Annotated in this window: 18 protein-coding genes and 1 tRNA gene; 16 read left to right on the top strand and 3 right to left on the bottom strand. The window is 51.4% G+C overall.

Annotation, left to right across the window (positions count from 1 at the left end; genetic code table 11):
• The first annotated feature begins 7 nt into the window (after positions 1–7).
• From scpB to BKD14_RS06940, 7 genes are all read left to right on the top strand, one after another.
• On the top strand, positions 8–718 hold the full coding sequence (scpB, locus tag BKD14_RS06910) for an SMC-Scp complex subunit ScpB (RefSeq protein ID WP_075655703.1): 711 nt from the start codon (positions 8–10) through the stop codon (positions 716–718).
• A 285-nt stretch (positions 719–1,003) separates the two neighbouring features.
• The gene (locus BKD14_RS06915) at positions 1,004–1,228 is read left to right on the top strand and encodes a twin-arginine translocase TatA/TatE family subunit (RefSeq protein ID WP_022711486.1); all 225 of its coding nucleotides are present in this window, start codon (positions 1,004–1,006) and stop codon (positions 1,226–1,228) included.
• A 111-nt stretch (positions 1,229–1,339) separates the two neighbouring features.
• Positions 1,340–1,990 carry a Sec-independent protein translocase protein TatB gene (gene tatB, locus BKD14_RS06920; RefSeq protein ID WP_075654871.1) on the top strand — a complete coding sequence of 217 codons (651 nt, stop codon included), beginning with the start codon at positions 1,340–1,342 and terminating at the stop codon, positions 1,988–1,990.
• Positions 1,987–2,823 carry a twin-arginine translocase subunit TatC gene (gene tatC, locus BKD14_RS06925; protein WP_022711484.1) on the top strand — a complete coding sequence of 279 codons (837 nt, stop codon included), beginning with the start codon at positions 1,987–1,989 and terminating at the stop codon, positions 2,821–2,823. Before tatB ends, tatC begins: the two co-directional genes overlap by 4 nt.
• Positions 2,824–2,978: 155 nt before the next feature.
• Positions 2,979–4,430 carry a serine--tRNA ligase gene (gene serS / locus BKD14_RS06930; protein ID WP_075654872.1) on the top strand — a complete coding sequence of 484 codons (1,452 nt, stop codon included), beginning with the start codon at positions 2,979–2,981 and terminating at the stop codon, positions 4,428–4,430.
• 137 nt (positions 4,431–4,567) lie between these two features.
• Positions 4,568–5,245: a protein-L-isoaspartate(D-aspartate) O-methyltransferase gene (locus tag BKD14_RS06935; RefSeq protein ID WP_022711482.1), complete on the top strand. Its 678-nt coding sequence runs from the start codon at positions 4,568–4,570 to the stop codon at positions 5,243–5,245.
• Between the two features lie 198 nt (positions 5,246–5,443).
• A complete protein-coding gene (locus tag BKD14_RS06940; RefSeq protein ID WP_075654873.1) occupies positions 5,444–6,904 on the top strand; it encodes a LysM peptidoglycan-binding domain-containing protein in 1,461 nt (486 codons plus the stop codon).
• Positions 6,905–7,011: 107 nt separating this feature from the next.
• Here the strand turns inward: BKD14_RS06940 and BKD14_RS06945 are convergent, their stop codons facing one another.
• Positions 7,012–7,878, bottom strand: coding sequence for an ATP-binding protein (locus BKD14_RS06945; protein ID WP_075654874.1), 867 nt, complete (start codon positions 7,876–7,878; stop codon positions 7,012–7,014).
• A 468-nt stretch (positions 7,879–8,346) separates the two neighbouring features.
• Between BKD14_RS06945 and yajC the strand changes: the two genes are divergently transcribed.
• The 4 genes from yajC to BKD14_RS06965 all read left to right on the top strand — a co-directional run bounded on the left by yajC (position 8,347) and on the right by BKD14_RS06965 (position 12,688).
• Positions 8,347–8,688 (top strand): preprotein translocase subunit YajC, encoded by a 342-nt coding sequence (gene yajC, locus BKD14_RS06950; RefSeq protein WP_022711479.1) that lies wholly within the window; start codon positions 8,347–8,349, stop codon positions 8,686–8,688.
• Between the two features lie 186 nt (positions 8,689–8,874).
• Positions 8,875–11,229, top strand: a complete 2,355-nt coding sequence (gene secD, locus BKD14_RS06955) for a protein translocase subunit SecD (RefSeq protein WP_245293587.1) — start codon at positions 8,875–8,877, stop codon at positions 11,227–11,229.
• A 189-nt stretch (positions 11,230–11,418) separates the two neighbouring features.
• Positions 11,419–11,808 (top strand): Mth938-like domain-containing protein, encoded by a 390-nt coding sequence (locus BKD14_RS06960; protein ID WP_075654875.1) that lies wholly within the window; start codon positions 11,419–11,421, stop codon positions 11,806–11,808.
• A gap of 4 nt (positions 11,809–11,812) precedes the next feature.
• Positions 11,813–12,688, top strand: a complete 876-nt coding sequence (locus tag BKD14_RS06965) for a phytoene/squalene synthase family protein (protein WP_245293588.1) — start codon at positions 11,813–11,815, stop codon at positions 12,686–12,688.
• Positions 12,689–12,816: 128 nt separating this feature from the next.
• Here BKD14_RS06965 and trmFO read toward each other — a convergent pair whose 3' ends face one another.
• The gene (gene trmFO, locus BKD14_RS06970) at positions 12,817–14,220 is read right to left on the bottom strand and encodes a methylenetetrahydrofolate--tRNA-(uracil(54)-C(5))-methyltransferase (FADH(2)-oxidizing) TrmFO (RefSeq protein WP_028233777.1); all 1,404 of its coding nucleotides are present in this window, start codon (positions 14,218–14,220) and stop codon (positions 12,817–12,819) included.
• Positions 14,221–14,615: 395 nt separating this feature from the next.
• Entirely contained in the window at positions 14,616–14,768 is a 153-nt protein-coding gene (locus BKD14_RS06975; RefSeq protein ID WP_022711474.1) for a DUF1127 domain-containing protein, read from the bottom strand.
• A 458-nt stretch (positions 14,769–15,226) separates the two neighbouring features.
• Between BKD14_RS06975 and BKD14_RS06980 the strand changes: the two genes are divergently transcribed.
• From BKD14_RS06980 to BKD14_RS07000, 5 genes are all read left to right on the top strand, one after another.
• The gene (locus BKD14_RS06980) at positions 15,227–15,673 is read left to right on the top strand and encodes a hypothetical protein (RefSeq protein WP_175576079.1); all 447 of its coding nucleotides are present in this window, start codon (positions 15,227–15,229) and stop codon (positions 15,671–15,673) included.
• 83 nt (positions 15,674–15,756) lie between these two features.
• A complete protein-coding gene (locus tag BKD14_RS06985) occupies positions 15,757–16,695 on the top strand; it encodes a sterol desaturase family protein (protein WP_075654877.1) in 939 nt (312 codons plus the stop codon).
• A gap of 93 nt (positions 16,696–16,788) precedes the next feature.
• Positions 16,789–17,964, top strand: coding sequence for a DUF2157 domain-containing protein (locus BKD14_RS06990; protein ID WP_075654878.1), 1,176 nt, complete (start codon positions 16,789–16,791; stop codon positions 17,962–17,964).
• A complete protein-coding gene (locus BKD14_RS06995; protein ID WP_075654879.1) occupies positions 17,961–18,542 on the top strand; it encodes a GDYXXLXY domain-containing protein in 582 nt (193 codons plus the stop codon). The genes BKD14_RS06990 and BKD14_RS06995 overlap by 4 nt, the downstream gene beginning before the upstream one ends.
• A gap of 134 nt (positions 18,543–18,676) precedes the next feature.
• Positions 18,677–18,759, top strand: a tRNA-Leu gene (locus BKD14_RS07000).
• The last annotated feature ends 27 nt before the right edge of the window (positions 18,760–18,786 follow it).

Consider the following 18,786-nt stretch of genomic DNA (forward strand, 5'->3'; position numbering starts at 1 on the left):
GGCTGAAATGCCGATCATATCTTCCGATGATACCAATCCGTCCGTACCGTCACGCGAGGCGCTGGGTGATGTGGTGCGTATGGTTGAGGCGATTATTTTCGCGTCTTCCGAGCCGGTTACGGAGAAAATGCTGTCGGAGCGACTGCCGCTGGATGTGGAACTGCTGCCGGTGCTGAAAGTGCTGCAAAGTGAATATCGTCTGCGCGGTGTCAATCTGGTCAAGGCCGGTGACGGCTGGGCGTTTCGCACAGCATCGGATTTAAGCTTTCTGATGAGCCGCGATCTGGTCAAGCAGAAGAAACTGTCGCGTGCGGCGCTCGAAGTGCTGGCAATTATTGCTTATCATCAGCCGGTAACCCGTGCGGAGATGGAAGATATTCGCGGTGTGGAAACCTCAAAAGGCACATTGGATGTGCTGATGGAGACCGGCTGGGTGAAACTGCGCGGTCGCAGACGCACGCCGGGACGTCCGGTGACCTATGGCACGACAGACAGTTTTCTGGATCATTTCGGTCTGGCAGAGATTCGCGATCTGCCGGGTATGGATGAATTGCGCGGGGCAGGGCTGCTCTCCGCACGTCTGCCTTCGAATTTCTCTGTGCCGGTTCCGAGTGTGCGGCCGGATGAGTTGCTGGCGGATGAAGACCCGCTGACTGCCGGTGATATTGAAGAGCTAGGTCTTTTCATGCCGAAGGTCGAAGATGATGAGCGTAAATAGCCCTTTTCGCTGCTTCTACTGTTAAAATTGTCATAATTCTGTGCTTGTTAACTTTTAAGCAGCGGCGGGGTTGCAGCCATTTCAAACAGCGGCACGTTACCGGATAAGGGCTTCAGCGGGGTTCTGCCGGATAAATGTTTTTTATTTTTGTAACTATGCTGTAGAACAAAGAGAAATTTCACCGGTTCTGTTTGAACAATGCTGTGATTACGCTTAAATAGAGACTGAATTTGGATAATCCTGCTCCGGTATGAATATGCCGCGAGAGCATTTAGGGGATATAAGATGGGTAGTTTTTCGATCTGGCATTGGCTTATTGTTCTGGCGGTTGTGCTGCTGTTGTTTGGCCGCGGCAAAATTCCTGAACTGATGGGCGATGTTGCCAAGGGCATCAAAAACTTCAAGCAGGGCATGAACGAGCCTGAAGAAACCGATGTTGCTTCTTCCAAGACCATCGACAATGAGACCGGCGAACAGGTCAAGCCGACAAAGAAAACGACAAAACTGTAATTACAGATCATTCTGCCGGACTGTGCCGCCTTATGCGGCGCAGATAGACTTTGGCCACGCGTTCGCTTTGAACACAGGCCAAAGGCGGACAGATGGTGAAATGGAACGCCGATGTTAGATATAGGCTGGTCGGAGCTTCTGGTAATTGCGGTTGTTATGATCGTTGTTGTCGGCCCGAAGGATCTTCCGAAAATGTTGCGCGCCTTTGGCAAGGCAACAGGAAAGCTGCGCGCCACGGCGAACGAGTTCCGGACGCATTTTGATGAAGCTATGCGTGAGGCAGAGCTGGACGAAGTCAAAAAAACAATTGACGGCGTGAAGCAATATGACCCGCGCAAAACGGTGACGGATATTTTTGAACCGGTGCGCAGCGCCGGTGATGATTTGCGTGCCAGCCTGAATAATGCATCGCCGAAGCCGGAGGAAACACCGGCCGTGCCTATGGATTCGCCGCTGGATCTCTCTGAAATCAAAGAGGAAGAGGCGAAAGCGGCAACGCCTGCTGCACAGCCTGTTGCTGCAAAGCCTTCAGCTGCTGTTGCCGAGCCTGCTGCTGCAGAACCGGTGAAAAAAGCCGCGAAACCCAGAGCTTCAAAAGCTACGACTGACACAGCGGCAAAACCTGCTGCAAAGAAAGCGCCGGCAAAAAGCGATTCTGCGGTTAAAGCTGCACCGGCAAAACAAGCCGCAGAGAAAAAAGCTGCTGCGCCCCGTGCAAAAGCCGCAGCGAAAACAACAAAAAAGACAGGAACTGAGCAGTGAGCAGTGATCAGGATGAAATAGACCAGAGCGCTGCGCCATTGCTTGAGCATCTCATTGAGCTGCGCCGCCGCCTGATCTGGTCGATTGTGGCCTTTTTTCTGGCCTTTGTACTCTGCTTTGCTTTTGCCAAGCATCTCTTCAATTTGCTGGTTCTGCCTTATCAATGGGCGCTGGACTGGGCAGGGATGGATCGCAGCAAAGCTGCATTGATCTATACCGCACCGCAGGAGTTCTTCTTCACGCAGGTGAAAGTGGCGATGTTCGGCGGTCTGGTTCTTGCCTTTCCGATGATTGCTTCGCAGATTTACAAGTTTGTTGCGCCCGGCCTTTATAAGCATGAGCGTATGGCATTCCTGCCGTTTCTGGTTGCTTCGCCTTTGCTGTTTCTGCTGGGCGGTGCGCTGGTTTATTTCTTCTTCACACCGATGGTGATGTGGTTCTTCCTTGCCATGCAGCAATCGGGTGCGGATGGCGAAGTGCAGATTTCCCTGCTGCCGAAAGTGTCGGAATATCTCAGTCTGATTATGACGCTGATTTTCGCCTTCGGTCTGGTGTTCCAGCTGCCGGTTATCACATCGCTGATGGCCAAGGTCGGACTGGTGACTGCACAGGGCCTGCGGGATAAGCGCAAATATGCGATTGTGATTGCCTTTGTGGTGGCTGCCGTGCTGACACCGCCGGATCCGGCGAGCCAGATTGGTCTTGCTATACCGGCAATCCTGCTCTACGAAATCTCGATCTGGCTGGCACAGATGATTGAGAAGAAGCGCGCTCAGGCCGAAATTCTCAATAATCTCACACCTGCAGATGATAATGAGCAAAAATCGTCCTGATTTTCGTATCATGTGATAGAAATTGAAGGCAGCATTTATGCTGCCTTTTCATGCATTGCAGCGGATCAGTTGTGATCGTGTTGCGATATAAGAGCCTGCCGTAACCGCTTGTTGTGATTACGGTGAACCTGAACCTAAAAATAACGGTACTTCCAATGCTGGACATTAAATGGATACGCGAAAACCCTGAAGCTCTTGATGCTGCTCTGCAAAAGCGCGGAGCCTCTGCTGTATCCTCCGATGTGTTGGCGCTGGATGAAGCCCGCCGTCAGCATATTGCCAAGGTGCAGGAAGCGCAGGAGCGCCGCAATGCCGCCTCGAAAGAGATTGGCAAAGCGATGGGCGAAAAAGATATGGCAACCGCTGACCGCCTGAAGGCGGAAGTTGCCGAATTGAAAACCTTCCTCACTGAAGCGGAAGAAGAAGAACGTCGTCTCGATAAAGCGCTGAATGATGTTCTCTCGAGCCTGCCGAATGTGCCTTATGACAGCGTTCCTGTCGGTAAAGATGAGAATGATAATGTCGAGACACGTCGTGTCGGCAATATCCGTAATTACGGTTTTGAACCAAAAGAGCATTTTGAACTGGGCGAAGCCCTCGGTCTGATGGATTTCGAGCGCGCTACCCGCATGTCCGGCTCGCGCTTTACCGTGCTGAAAGGTGCACTTGCGCGTCTGGAACGTGCGCTCGGTCAGTTCATGCTTGATCTGCACACCACAGAACATGGTTATTCTGAAACTATGGTTCCGCTGATGGTTAATGATAAAGCTGTTTATGGTACAGGCCAGCTTCCAAAATTTTCGGAAGATTTGTTTCGAACAGCAGATCAAGAAAACTTAGAGCGAGATATCAAAGAGCAATATGATGCAGCATGGGATGTTGCTCAGCAAGCAATTATGCGAGATCCTAACCGGACAGCATTTGAAGTTCTCGGAGAATTAAGAGATATTTTAAAGGTGCCAGAACGGGTTTCATTTGGCTTGGCTGATAATCCAAGCCGCCGTTGGCTGATCCCGACTGCGGAAGTGCCGCTGACCAATCTGGTCAATGGCGAGATTGTGGATGGTGCTGAACTGCCGATGCGTGTGACTGCGCTGACGCCTTGTTTCCGATCAGAGGCTGGTTCTGCTGGTCGCGATACACGCGGTATGTTGCGTCAGCACCAGTTCTGGAAAGTGGAAATGGTATCAGTCACCGATGCGGATAGCTCGGAAGCCGAACTGGAACGCATGACCGGTTGTGCTGAAGAAGTTCTGAAGCGTCTCGGTCTGCCATTCCGCACTGTTACACTTTGCACCGGTGATATGGGCTTCGGCGCACAGAAAACCTACGATATCGAAGTATGGCTGCCGGGTCAGAACACATTCCGCGAAATCTCCAGCTGCTCGGTCTGCGGTGATTTTCAGGGACGTCGCATGAATGCGCGTTACCGTGCTGCCGGTGAAAAAGCGACCCGTTTCGTTCATACGCTGAACGGTTCCGGTGTTGCTGTTGGCCGTGCATTGATCGCTGTGATGGAGAATTATCAGGAAGAAGATGGCAGCATCACCATTCCTGAGGCTCTGGTGCCTTATATGGGCGGCATGACCCGTATCGAAAAAGCCTGATATTCAGGTCTGGATTAAGGAAATGCCGGAGGCGGAAATGTCTCCGGCATTTTTATTTCTTCGCATTATCTCTGAATTTACAATTTTAAAGGATGATGCTGCCTGATCGGCTATAAATCTGACTTCGGGCAGGGTTCATGAATATTCACATGCAGGCAAATACGGGCAAATATCGCATGAGCGGCAAAGAAGGTTTTGCCTCTTTTGTATTGCGTATGCGCAGTCGCGGTTTGCACGATCCGCGTTTGTTTGCAGCAATTGAAGCTACGCCGCGTCAGCATTTCATCAATTCGGCCTATCAGGATTTTGCCTATAGCAATCGTGTTTTGCCGCTGGCTTGCGGCGAATCAATTGAGGGGCTGGACGATCAGGCGCGTTTTCTTTCGGCTTTGTCGCTTGAAGCGGGACATCGCGTGCTGGAAATCGGCACAGGCTCGGGTTTCACTGCCGCTGTCATGGCGCGCCTTGCCGCGCGTGTGACAACGATTGAGCGTTATAAGACTCTGGCAGAAGCCGCGCGCAATCAGTTTCAGGCACATCAGATCGAAAATGTTGTTTGCAAACATGCAGATGGCCGCCATGGTGTAGCTGGTGGTCCTTATGACCGCATTATCGTCTGGCTGGCTTCGGATGCAATGCCGCGGCAATATCTGGATTTGCTGGCAACGCATGGCGTGATGATTGCACCGGTCGGGCAGGGTGACGGGCAGCAGGTCATGTGCCGCATGGCCAAAGTCGGCAGCCGTTTTGAGCGTGAAGACCTGATGATGGTGCGTTATCAGCCGTTTATCGAAGGCTCTGCTGCGTTTCTCTGAAACTTCGGCTGATTTTATTTCCCGGTTTTTATGGTTGTCACAGCGCTCTGACAGGCTTCGGAGCAGCATGTCGTGTATCAAATTTGCCTGATTTAGCGATTATGGTATCCGTTTGATGAATCTTTTAATTTTTTTACAGCAATTTTAACCAGCAGGTAACATTAACGCGCTTTAATAAGTCTACTTAGAGTTTCGGGTATGGACGGGTTGAATATGCGTAAAAAAGTTTTGCATCATGCGTCCGAGCGTCTTCTGCGTCATAGCGCGGTCATCCTGCTTGCAGGTGTGGTTGCTGGCTGTAGCGGGGATATGACACGCTTTACGGATGGCCTTACGACTGGATCGACGAATAATCAGCGCGCGATTATGCAGTCACAGAATCAGTCCTATCAGCAGAATAACGGCGCGGATAACTATCCGTCGATGCCGGCTGCGCAGCGTGTGGCTTCCGGTAATGTGCAGCGTAACGAGTTGCCGCCGGTAGGAACTGCCGCACCGATGGGCGCTGCACAGGTTGTGCAGAATAATGTTCAGAACTCTGTTCAGTCCGTACGCGATCAGGCGACACAGCAGGTTGCAATGGCTGGCAGCAATATGACCAATGCTGCGGCAAGTTCGGTTAATAATGCGATGGTGCAGCCGGGTGAAACACTTTACGGCGTTGCCCGCCGGTTTAATGTGTCTCCGAATGATCTGATGGCTGCGAATAATATTACTGACCCGAATATGCTGCGGGCAGGGCAGACACTGACAATTCCGGGCGTTAAAGCCGCTGCCGGCGGCGCATTGGTTGCTGCTGCCAATGGTGGTACGCAGACCCTTGGTCAGCTGAAATCAAACGGTACACAGGCTGTTGCCAATGCTCAGCAGGCTGCGACGAACAAAGTGAATAATGCTGTTGCCAATGCAGGCGCAAAAGTAGCTGCTGCGACCGGCGGTTATACTGTGCAGAGCGGTGATACGCTGCATGCGATTGCCCAGCGCAATGGTGTGACGGCTGCAGCTCTGAAACAAGCGAACGGCATGAGCGACGGTACAATCCGCGTCGGTCAGTCTCTGGTGATCCCTGTTGCAGCGACTGCTGCCGCAACGCAGGTCGCGGCTGTTGCCAAGCCGGTTCAGGCCGCAGTTGATACGACAGTAAAAACAGCTTCAACCCCACCTGCAGCTGCAAAACAGGTGCCGGATGGCAGCGTAAAGCCTTATACACCGCCGCAGGCGAGCAATAAGGTGATTGAAGAAGCCGAGCAGGATGTCGCCATGGCGCCTTCTGCAACCGGTATCTCGCAGATGCGCTGGCCGGTACGCGGCAAGGTGCTGACCAGCTTTGGTCAGCGTGACGGCGGTACTGTGAATGACGGTATCGACATTATGGTGCCGGAAGGTACACCGGTTAAAGCAGCCGAAAATGGTGTGGTTATCTATGCCGGTGACGGGCTGAAGGAATTCGGTCAGACTGTTCTGGTGCGCCACGAAAATGGTCTTGTGACTGTCTATGGTCATAACAGCAAGATCAATGTGCAGCGTGGTCAGAAAGTACGTCGCGGTGAGGAAATTGCCCGTTCCGGTATGAGCGGCAATGCAAAATCGCCAAAGCTGCATTTTGAAGTGCGTAAGAATTCTACGCCGGTTAATCCGTCGAAATATCTGGAAACATAATTCTCGGAATATAGAGCGCCATGTGCCATGCAAAGGACGTTCTAACTCTTTAAAATTATGCTCTGAATTGAAAAAAGCCCGCTGCATCATGCAGCGGGCTTTTTTGTTTATGCATGAATGGAAATGCCAAGCCTGCCGGCCAAATCTTGTACATATTGCCAGGCAACGCGGCCTGAACGGTTGCCGCGTGTGGTTGACCATTCAAGGGCTTCCGCATGCAGTTTCTCAACCGGATAATTGAAGCCATAATGCGCGGCATAGCCATCGACCATTGCCAGATAATCATCCTGATTGCATTTATGGAAGCCAAGCCACAGACCAAAGCGGTCGGAGAGTGAGACTTTTTCTTCTGTCGCTTCAGACGGATTGATAGCGCTGGAACGCTCATTATCAATCATTTCACGCGGCATCAGATGGCGGCGGTTGGATGTGGCATAGAAAATCACATTATCAGGACGGCCTTCGACACCGCCTTCAAGCGCAGCTTTCAGTGATTTGTAGGATGTGTCGTCATGGTCGAAGGACAGGTCATCACAAAACAGAATGAAACGGTAGTCGCTCTCCTTGATGAGATTCATCAATACCGGCAGGCTGTTGATATCTTCGCGGTGAATTTCAATGAGCTTCAGCGGTTTTTCGGCGGTTTGATTGACTGAAGCCTGCGCGGCTTTGACCAGTGAGGATTTGCCCATGCCGCGTGCACCCCAGAGCAGTACATTATTGGCGGGCAGGCCGCGGGCAAAGCGCTCGGTATTGCTCACCAGCTGATCGCGCACATGGTCAACACCATGAATGAGACCGAGATCAACACGGTTGACCTTTTTGACCGGTGCCAGTTCAAGGCGGGAGGGCTCCCAGACAAATGTATCGGCACTCTCTGCCTGCAATGGTTTCGGGGCAGGTGGTGCCATGCGCTCAAGAACAGCCAGCAGCTGATCCAGTTTTGCACTCAATATTTGCTCAGTCGTGTTCATTTTAAAGCCTGTATTCTATCCGCGGCACTCTTGTATCCGGTCATCAGACTTATGGCGGGATGCAAGAATGCCCGGATTTTAAGTAAAGCGCTGGAGCATTCGCTACTGGCTTTACCGGACTGTTTCTGTTTGCTGCTTAAAGACTGCCTTCAAGAACGGTCTGACTTTAGCAAGATTATTGTCTTTGAATAGTACCCATGGGTACGGTTGTGTGAAAATATTGTATTTGTGCCTGTAGCCAAGGCCGGAGTGAAAAAAATGATGGCCGCACTGGTAAAGTGGATTAAGAATTTGCATCTATGGTTGCATAACGGCGTATAACCGTTGTAATGCGCAGTGAATAAATTTGATGCATGCCGGTGAAATATGACGGCTTTGGCTACATAATTCCCTAACCCGCAATCGGTTTAAGGAATTCTGCAGCCGAGAAGCATCGGACAGTTTTCAGTTTGACGAGGAGTCACTTTCATGTTTGTTACCCCTGCTTACGCTCAGGCCGCCGGTGGTGCCGGTGGCGCGGATATGCTGATGAGCATTCTGCCGTTTATCCTTATTTTCGTTGTTATGTATTTCCTGATTATCCGCCCTCAGCGTAATCAGATGAAAAAACGCGGCGAAATGCTGACCAATATCCGCCGCAATGACACGATCATTACCGGTGGCGGCATCATCGCTAAAGTTACCAAAGTGATCGATGATAATGAACTGGAAGCTGAAATTGCTGACGGTATCAAAATCCGCGTTCTGCGCTCCACCATTGGTGATGTGCGCACCCGTGGTGAACCGGTTGCCGACAACAAGAACAAGTAAGCTTATTGCTGATTGTTATTAAAGCCCGCTTTGAGCGGGCTTTTTTATTGGCCTGAAACTATAATTTGATGTGCTGCAATAGCGCATCATCAGCTTAAAATCTGCGCCATCCGACTGTGTGCCTGCTGAGATTTGTACGAATCACGTATAAGATCAGAAAATGAGGTGGTGTAAGCAGAATTTGCCGTGTTTTATTCGGCAGTTATTCTCAAAAACATTACTGTTACGTCTGATCCTGTCTGTTTTGCGGATTTGCTGCAAAGCGGCATCAATTTTACGGATGGATTGCCGATGCTCTATTTCCCGCGCTGGAAATCGGTACTGATCTGGCTGGTCGTTCTGGCCGGTTTTATCTTCGCATTACCTAATTTCTTTTCCGCTCAGCAATTGTCGGGTCTGCCTGACGGTTTCCCGAAAGGGCAGATTATCACCGGTCTTGATCTGACAGGCGGTACGCGCGTTGTTCTGGCATCGCCGAAAATTACTGCGGAAGATCTGGATAAAAGCGCAGCCGTTATGGCCGACCGTCTGTCTGAGCTGGGCTATGATAATGCCCGTATCAATGTGCAGAACAAAAACCAGATACGCGCTGAAGTGCCGGATGTTTATGACGCACAGCTCATCAAAGATCTGCTGAGCCTGAAAGGCGATATCAATTTCCGTCAGGCGAAAATTGTAACGACACCTGATCCGCTGGCTGAAGGGCTGGTTCCGCAGGATTCGGAAATCATCTATTCATTTGATGATCCGCCGGTTGGTTATATTGTTAAAAAAGCACCGGTTCTTACCGGTGAAGACATTGCCGATGCGGAAGTCGGTGTAAATACCGCGCAGGATTCAGTGATTACCATCTCCCTGACGGAAGAGGGCACTAAGGATCTGGCCGACTTTACGACCAAGAATACCGGCTCTGTTCTTGCTGTTGTGATTGATAATCAGATTGTGTCGGCTCCGCGTATTCAGGAAGCAATTACGACCGGCAATTTGCAGATCACCGGTGATTTTGATCTGGAAACACTGAGCAATCTTGGTGTTGTTCTGCGTTCGGGGCCACTGGCGGCTCCGGTTCAGGTTCTGGAAGAGCGCAGCATTGCTTCGGCACTTGGCCAGAATTATACAAGCTACGGACTGATTACTGCACTGAGCGCGCTTGTGGTTGTCGCTCTGTTTATGGTGCTGTCCTATGGCCTGCTTGGTCTGATCTCTGTGATTGCGCTCGGTGTCAATGTCATGCTGATGATTGCCGTCGTGTCATTCTTCGGTGTTGCAGTCGGGTTGGCAACCATTGCCGGTCTGGTGCTGACCATCGGTATGGCGGTGGACAGCAATATTCTGCTGTTTGAGAAAATGCGTGAAGATCGCCGTAACGGTTATTCTGTTGTACAGGCGATTGAATCCGGTTTTTCCCGTGCGCGAGCCTGTGTTGTGGATGCCAACCTGACAACGCTGATCGCGGCATTGGTATTGCTGATGTTCGGCAGCGGGCCGTTGCATGAATTTGCGATCATCGTGACCATTGGTGTTGCGACGTCACTTTTCACAACCTACACCTTCTCCCGTCTCCTGATTTCTCTCTGGGTTCGTCAGTCAAAACCAACAGTGATTCCGGCACGTTTCCTTAAGCTGGTGCCAACCAATACCAAGATCGGCTTTATGAAACTGAGCGGCATTACGGCAATTATCTCTGCCGCTGCCTGTGTTGCTGCCCTCGTGTTTTATTTCACCATGGGACTGAATTACGGTATCGATTTCGACGGCGGTTCTTCTGTCGAACTGCAGTCGCGTGAAGGGCCTGCGGATCTGGATGATATTCGTTTGCGTCTGTCCGAGCTGAATATTGACGGTGCGCGGGTGGTGCAGGGTAAAAATGAAAACCTTGCCGAGCTGCTGATCGGCTCGCAGGATGCCGGTGATGATGCCGAGCAGACCGTAGTCGTGAAATTGCGCGACGAGTTCGAGCAGGATTATGATTTCCAGCGCGTTGAAGTGGTTGGGCCAACGGTTTCCGATCATTTATCGCGTATTGGTAATGCAGCGCTCGGACTGGCACTGATCGGCGTTTTTGCCTATTTGTGGCTGCGTTTCCGCTGGCAGTTTGCTGTCGGTGCCGTGCTGGCAACGACACATGATATCATCATTATGATCGGTGTTTTTGCGCTGTTCCGCTTTGAATATAATTTGTGGAGCCTTGCGGCGCTGCTGACGGTTATCGGCTATTCACTTAACGATACGGTGGTCGTGTATGACCGCGTGCGTGATAATTTGCGCCGCTATCCGCAGACGCGGGTCAGTATGCTGGTGGATGCTGCGATCAATCAGACGCTGTCCCGTACAATTCTGACCTCACTGGTCACGCTGCTGGCGCTGATCCCGCTCTACATCTTTGGTGGTGCGGATATCGGTTCCTTTGCAGTGATGATGTCGCTGGGGATTATTATCGCGACCTATTCGTCGATCTATATTGCGGGGCCGCTGCTATGGCTGCTCGGTATCAGACCGTCGGATGTCAGTGAAAATGCGGAACCACAAACCGCAAGCTGAGTAATCAGCAATATATTAGAATAAACATTGCCCGCAGGTTCTCCTGCGGGCAATGCTGTTTTAATCAGGCTGAAATGCACTGTAATGAACTGGTAAAACTCCCATATTGTTGTAGAAGGGGCGCATATTATTGCTTGCCATCCATGCGGGGCTGAGCAGATTATAGCGATCAAGATAAAGAGAGACGAAATGAACACTGGCATTGAAATCCGTGAGGCACATTTTCCGGGACGGGCACCGATTGATGCCTATGGAAATGGCGGGTTTCGTTTTGCGGAAATGTCGCATCGCGGTTCATTAATGTGTCTGCCATCCGGCATTCATGGCTGGGAGCCAAAACAGCCGCCAATTCTGACGGTGGCTGATCTGGACATGATCCTGCAACAGGCAAGCGATATTGAAATTCTGCTGGTTGGCACGGGTATGGATCTGTGCCGGATACCGGAGGATGTTAAGGCTGTACTGCGTGAGCACCGCATTTCATCCGATCCGATGAGCACCGGCGCTGCCGTGCGCACCTATAATGTGCTGCTTGCGGAAGACCGCGCTGTTGCCGCCGCTCTGATTGCCGTGGAGTGAGAGCGTGGCTGAAACTGACAATAAAGCCGTGACATTTTCAGCGGCCGAGACCGGACATTACCAGCATTGCCTGCAATTTTTGCGCCAGAGTGATTTTGACCGCTATCTGGCAGTGCTTTATGCGCCGGAAGATAGGCGGCCTGCGCTTGCTGCACTCTATGCATTCAATGCAGAAATCGCCCGTATCCGTGATGTGGTACATGATGCATTGCCGGGGGAAGTGCGTCTGCAATGGTGGCGTGATCTTATCAATGGCACCGAACATGGTGCAGTGACCGGCAATCCGGTGGCTGCTTTATTGCTGCAAGCCATTCAGGATTATCAGCTGCCGCGCAGTGTCTTCGATGCTTATTGTGAGGCACGGATTTTTGATCTGTATAATGATGCAATGCCGAGCCGCAATGATCTGGAAGGCTATTGCGGCGAAACCGCCTGTGCCATTTTGCAAATGGCAGCAATGATATTGGATGCCGATGCGGCGAAATCTTCGGCAGAACTCTCCGGCCATGCGGGTGTTGCGCAGGCTGTCAGCGGTTTGCTGCGGCTGATGCCTTTGCATCGCCGTCGTGGGCAGGTCTATGTGCCGGAAGATATGTTGCAGGCGGTGGGTGTTACGACAGAGCAATTTATCAAGGGTGATGACAAAGCGGCGATGCAGCGTGTCGTGGCTGTGGTGACAGCTCTGGCGCGGGAACATTACGCGGCTTTTGAAAAACAACCTATGCGGGCAAGCCTGAAAGCAGCCTATCTGCCGGTGCGTTTGGTTCCGTTGGTGCTGAAACGCGCAGAGCGCAAGGCTGATCTGGTGGCCGAGCAGGGCGTTGACTTGTCACAATTACGGCGCCAGTGGATTTACTTAAAGTCCTCACTCAAATCATAAGTAATAAAAAGCCGCCTCTAGAGCGTGTTGCGTTTAATCTGTTCTAGTGCTTTGTTTTTACGCATGTCTTTACCCCAAAACCGGTGCCCGCTTTTGGGAGACATGCTTTGGAGGCGGCTTTTTAAATGTTATTGCTGTTCTTGCAGCCAGACTTTGAAGTCACTCAAAGCGCGGGCACTAAGAGCGCGTTTTTTGGCCTGTGTCTTTTCCTTGCCGCGCAGACGCACACCTTCCTGTTTCGGAACTGTAACTTCCGGAAACAGGCCGAAATTCACATTCATCGGCTGGAAAGAACGTTTGCCCGGTTCATCATCGCTGACAAGATGGCCGCCGGTAATGTGATTGAGCAAGGCGCCGAAAGCTGTCGTGACAGGCGGTGGCGGCAAAGTCTCGCCACGCTGCTGTGCAGCCGCAAAACGACCGGCGAGCAAGCCCATCGCTGAAGATTCCACATAGCCTTCACAACCGGTTATCTGGCCTGCAAAACGGATCTGCGGGCGGGATTTCAGGCGCAGGCTGGTATCAAGCAGGATCGGTGAATTGAGATAGGTATTGCGGTGCAAACCGCCGAGGCGGGCAAATTCCGCATTCTCCAGACCTGGAATCATGCGCAAAATCCGGGTCTGTTCGCCATATTTCAGCTTGGTCTGGAAACCGACCATATTATAGAGCGTGCCAAGCGCATTATCCTGACGCAGCTGCACAACCGCATAGGGCTTCACATCGCGATTATGGGCATTGGTCAGCCCCATCGGTTTCATCGGGCCATGACGCAATGTTTCAGGGCCGCGCTCTGCCATCACTTCAATCGGCAGACAGCCGTCGAAATAAGGTGTGCCTTCCCATTCTTTGAACTCGGTCTTTTCGCCGTCAATCAAAGCCTGAATAAATGCCTGATATTGCTCTTTATCCATCGGGCAGTTGATATAGTCTTTGCCTGTGCCGCCCGGACCAACTTTGTCATAGCGCGACTGGAACCAGCAGACATCCATATTGATGCTGTCAAAATGGATGATCGGTGCGATTGCATCAAAGAAGGCGAGGGAATCGGCTTCAGTTTCCTGCGCGATTGCCTCTGCCAGTTCTGCAGCAGTCAGCGGGCCGGTGGCGATGATGGTATTGCCCCAGTCTTCCGGTGGCAGACCTTCAACCACTTCACGCTGAATGGTGATGAGCGGATGCGCTTCAAGCTTTGCAGTGACCGCATCAGAGAAGCCGTCACGGTCAACAGCCAGCGCACCACCGGCCGGAACCTGATTGGCATCGGCGCAGGCCATAATCAGCGAATTGGCCAGACGCATTTCAGCATGGAGCACGCCAACGGCATTGGTTTCAGCATCATCCGAGCGGAAGGAATTGGAGCATACAAGCTCAGCCAGTCCGTGGGTTTTATGCGCATCTGTACCGCGCACCGGACGCATTTCATGAATGATGACGGGAATGCCTGCTTCAGCAATCTGCCATGCCGCTTCGCTGCCTGCGAGGCCGCCGCCGATAATGTGAACAGGTGAATAGGATGATAAATTGGACATGCTTTGTCCAATACCGCTTTTGCAACGCGGCATCAATCACCTCTGTGCCAGATCACAAGCTTTTGCGGATAGGAATAATGGATAAAAAAATAGCCCTGTCGCAGGAGGGAGGGCGACAGAGCTATCTTAAGGAGGACTGATATGGGGGGATATCAGTCAGCGCAGAATGGAGGACATAGTCCTGACAGCGCTATGCCTGCTGAAAAACGGGAGGGACAACAGCAGGCAATAAAACATGACCGGTACGGGAGGAGGAATACCGGTCATGAAAGGGGAGGATGTTTATCCGTCCGCGCCGGTGGTTGAAAAACTCCGGCACAGATATTTCGTGGCATACATACTATCAGTTCAGGCGGATTCCCGATCCTGACAGTTTTAGCAATGACTTGCTTAAATTACATACCGGCAGTGTTGGACTTGCGGGCGATGTAAGGAATGTCGGAGCGGGAGATACCGAGATCACCGAGTTCACGGTTGGACAAACGGTTCAGTTCGGAAACTGTGTCACGGTAACGGCGCCAGTTGTTGAAAGAGCGAATGATGTTCATTTTTAAAACCCTCGATTGTGTTCAGTTGTGTTGTGTAATCTGTTGTCCTGTATATAGCCCGGGCGATCAGAAATGAGGAGAGACAAGATTGCATAGCTCCTCTGCGAGCCTTGCAGACCTCATTTAAACGATTTAAATCGCTATTTAGTCGCTATTTAGACAAAATTAGTGCCGGTCGCAATTTTCGTTCGTTAAACTGTGATTGCGGGTAATTTAAATGCGGTATCACGCATTAAGCCTCACAAAAATATCGCCTGTGGGTTGTGTAGAAATTGTGACATTTCAAGAGCTATGCAAAGCAGCACCGCATTAAGGTTAGCGACTGGTAAAATTGCGGGCTGGTTATTGAGTACCTGTGCGATTTTTGGATACTTGAATACGGGGAATTTTCGTGGGAACCTTGTTTTCATGAAGGGGAACGGCTTGTTTATAGGGGGAGATCAGGTCGCTTGCTGAGTTTGCCTGTACTCATTGGCATGATCGTCGCTGGTATTATCATCGGCGCAGTGGCTGTTCATCTGCTTGGCGGTAACCGGCAGGCGGTTTTAGACAGCGATAAGGATGTGCTGGAGCGTTTCCGGCAGGATTATCCGGAAAGCCTGATCACCCGCATTTATTATACTCAAGACCGGCGCACTGCTTTTTTCGACCTGCCGCAGCAGGGAACAGGTCTTGTTCATGCGGTGGGTGCTAAATTTCTGACACGCATTTTAAAAGCGCAAGATATTGCGGAAATCCGCAAGCAGGACGAAACAAGACTGTTTCTGCAGATGCATGATTTTACATGGCCTGCGGCTACTTTTTCTTTCGATGACAAAAAGACACGTGATCAGGTCTGTGAATGGCTAGAGCATTTCACAGTCAAGTTGGATCAACTTGGCGCCCGTGATAGTGCGACCAAATAAAGAATCTAGAGCGAGCGCTATGATCCAATCTGGACGTAAACCGCTCTAGCGCGGCCTCAACAATAAAAAGGGGAGTTGTCTTTATGAATGATCCGGCATTCTTCGACGTAACACTGCTGGCAGTGCCCTTATATCTCCTTGCGATTATGATTGAGCTGGTTGCGGTACGTTACTGGCACCGCAAGGGCGAATTTGAGACCCGTGATGCGCTGACCAGTCTGCTAATGGGCACCGGTAATGTTGTGGCAGGGCTGTTGCTCGGTTTTGTGTCTGTTACAGCTTTGCTGTGGGTATGGCAGTTCCGTTTCTTTGATCTCGGCCTGCATTGGTGGGTCTTTATCGCTGCCTTTATTTTCGATGATTTGCGCTATTACTGGTATCACCGCATTGCCCATCGGGTGCGCTGGGTCTGGGCGGAGCATGTCAATCATCATTCCAGCCAGCATTATAATCTGACCACAGCGCTGCGTCAGTCTTGGACAGGGCAGATTACCGGCATGTTTATATTGCAGGTGCCGCTGGTATTGCTGGGCTTTCATCCGGCAGTGATTGCTTTTGTCTATGGCTTTAACCTGATCTACCAGTTCTGGATTCATACGGAAGCAATCGGCAAAATGTGGAAGCCTATTGAATTGATCTTCAATACGCCGTCGCATCACCGTGTGCATCATGCGACCAATCCGCGATATCTGGATGCGAATTTTGCCGGCACCTTGATTATCTGGGACAGATTATTCGGCACATTTGTGGAAGAATTGCCGGAGGATATGCCGCGCTACGGGATCGTGCGCAATATCGGTACTTTCAATCCGGTGCGGGTGGCATTTCATGAATGGGCGGGGATGATGAAAGATGTGTTTGCGCCGGGGCTGAGCCTGCGGCAAAGGCTGATGTATATGGCAGCGCCGCCTGGCTGGAGCCATGACGGCAGCCGCAAAACATCGGAAGATCTGAAAGCGGATTATGTGCGCCTGAACCCTGATGAAGCCGGTAAGCCGGGATTGCCTGAGCACTCGTCTTAATTTAACACGATAGTAAAGCTATGCGCTCGTCTCTTGCATCGGGCAGGTTTGTTCTTATGCAAGCCGGAGCAACCATTATAACAGGATCGCCATTTGTCCATTTTTGTTTCCCTTGCACACCAGATTGACCAATGGCAGTCCCAAGGGCTGCTGGATCAGGAAACTGCAGACAGGCTGCGTCTTGATGTTAAAACCCGCAAGAACGGCTTTGGTATTGGCGGTGTTCTCGCCGTGCTTGGCGCATTGTTGCTTGGCGCGGCGCTGATCCTGTTTGTTGCAGCCAATTGGGAAGTCATACCGCGTGTCTGGCGCGTGGCGCTTATCCTGTTTGTCATGTGGAGCGGTTATCTTGGCGGCGCATGGCTGCAAAGACGTGGTGAAAGCGGGCAAAGCAACACATTGGCGGCGATTTTTGCACCGGCGCTTTATCTGCTCTCGGCCATTACCTATGGTGCCGGTATCGCGCTGATCGGACAGATGTATCATATGTCCGGTGATATGACGACGGCGGCGCTGGCATGGGGCGTTGGTGTGCTGGTTGCCGCGGTGCTGCTGCGCGCGCCGATTTTGACCGCTGCGGCATTGGGTATCGGTGGCTTTTATCTGTCAACCGTGCTGAATGAGCTTGGCGGGCAGGTCAATCTGGTTGCATCCTATCGCTGGGTTATGCCGCTTTACATCTTCGCCTGTGTCGGTGCCATTATCTATACAAAAGCGGATAAGGCCATGCATTTGCTGGCAGCGCTGACGCTGGCCTATTTCCTCACTTTGTATTTTGACATTGAAAATCAGGCGATCCTGATCCTGATGATTGCCCTTGGCGCTGTGCTGGTGATTTGTCAGGGGCGCTGGCCGGCCTTTGAACGCTACAGCTACGGATTTGGCTCGCAGCTGGCCGGTTATGGTCTGACTTCTCTGCTGATCGCGCTGTTTATCTTTCAGGTTGAGCATAAAGACTTGTTCAATAGTTATGAGGCCGGTGCCGATGCGGTCTATTCGCTGGTGGCAATTGCCGTCTGTGTTTTTGCGCTGATTATCGCCGGTGAAAAAAGCGGACAATTACGCTGGTTCGCCTATGCGGGCTTCTCTCTGCATGTGTTGTATCTGGCGACCGTGACCGTGGGGACGATGATTGGCACGTCCGGTGTCTTCCTGATCGGCGGTCTGCTGGTGATGGGGCTGGCTTATTTGGTTACCCGCATGGAAAAATATCTGCATGGCTCAACTGTTAAAGCGGTGTCCGTTCATGATGGGGAGCAGCAACCATGAGTTTTCTTAAAAAACGCTGGCTTTATGTGGCTGCAATTCTTGCAGCATTGCTGCAGTCGGGGGTGATGCTGGCAGGTGTTCAGCAACGTATCAGTATTTTGCGCAGCGGTTCGGAAGTGGTGCTGCGGACTTTGCCGGTTGATCCGCGTGATCTGATGCGCGGCGATTATGTTATTCTGAGCTATGAAATTTCCCGCTTGCCTGCACATATGATTAGCGGTCAGCCGAAACGCAAAAGCGGACTGAATTATATTTATGTCGTGCTGGAGAAACAGGCCGATGGTTTGTGGGAGGCGAAGCGGGCGCAATTTGATGTTCCGGATGCATTAAAAGACGGTGAAATCTTTTTGCGCGGGGAGGTTGAGGCTCCGTTTCAGCTCTTTGACAGCTATTCAATCCTGCCTGTTGTTTATGGCATTGAGCGCTATTATGTGCCGGAGGGCGAGGGGCTGGCCGTTGAAAATGCCCAGCGCGACAGCAACGTGGATATCGTCCTGTCAGTGAATGAAAAAGGCGTCGCGGCGATCCGTGCGCTCAGGATTGACGGCAAACAGGTTTTTGATGAACCGCTGTTCTGAGGTGAGGCGGCAAAGGGGAAGTGATAAGATCTGTGTATGACGGTCTCTTATCAAAAATAATCTGTTTTTCCCCTTTGAAGCCGGAAAATTGAATGCTATAGAGCGGCGCACATCAAAGCATACGTGCTTCGGTTGCGGATATGGCGAAATTGGTAGACGCACCAGATTTAGGTTCTGGCGGGAGACCGTGGGGGTTCGAGTCCCTCTATCCGCACCACTTTTATTCTCTTTGATTTTTGTAAGT

This window comes from Pseudochrobactrum sp. B5, from assembly GCF_001939785.1.
Classification (GTDB): domain Bacteria; phylum Pseudomonadota; class Alphaproteobacteria; order Rhizobiales; family Rhizobiaceae; genus Pseudochrobactrum; species Pseudochrobactrum saccharolyticum.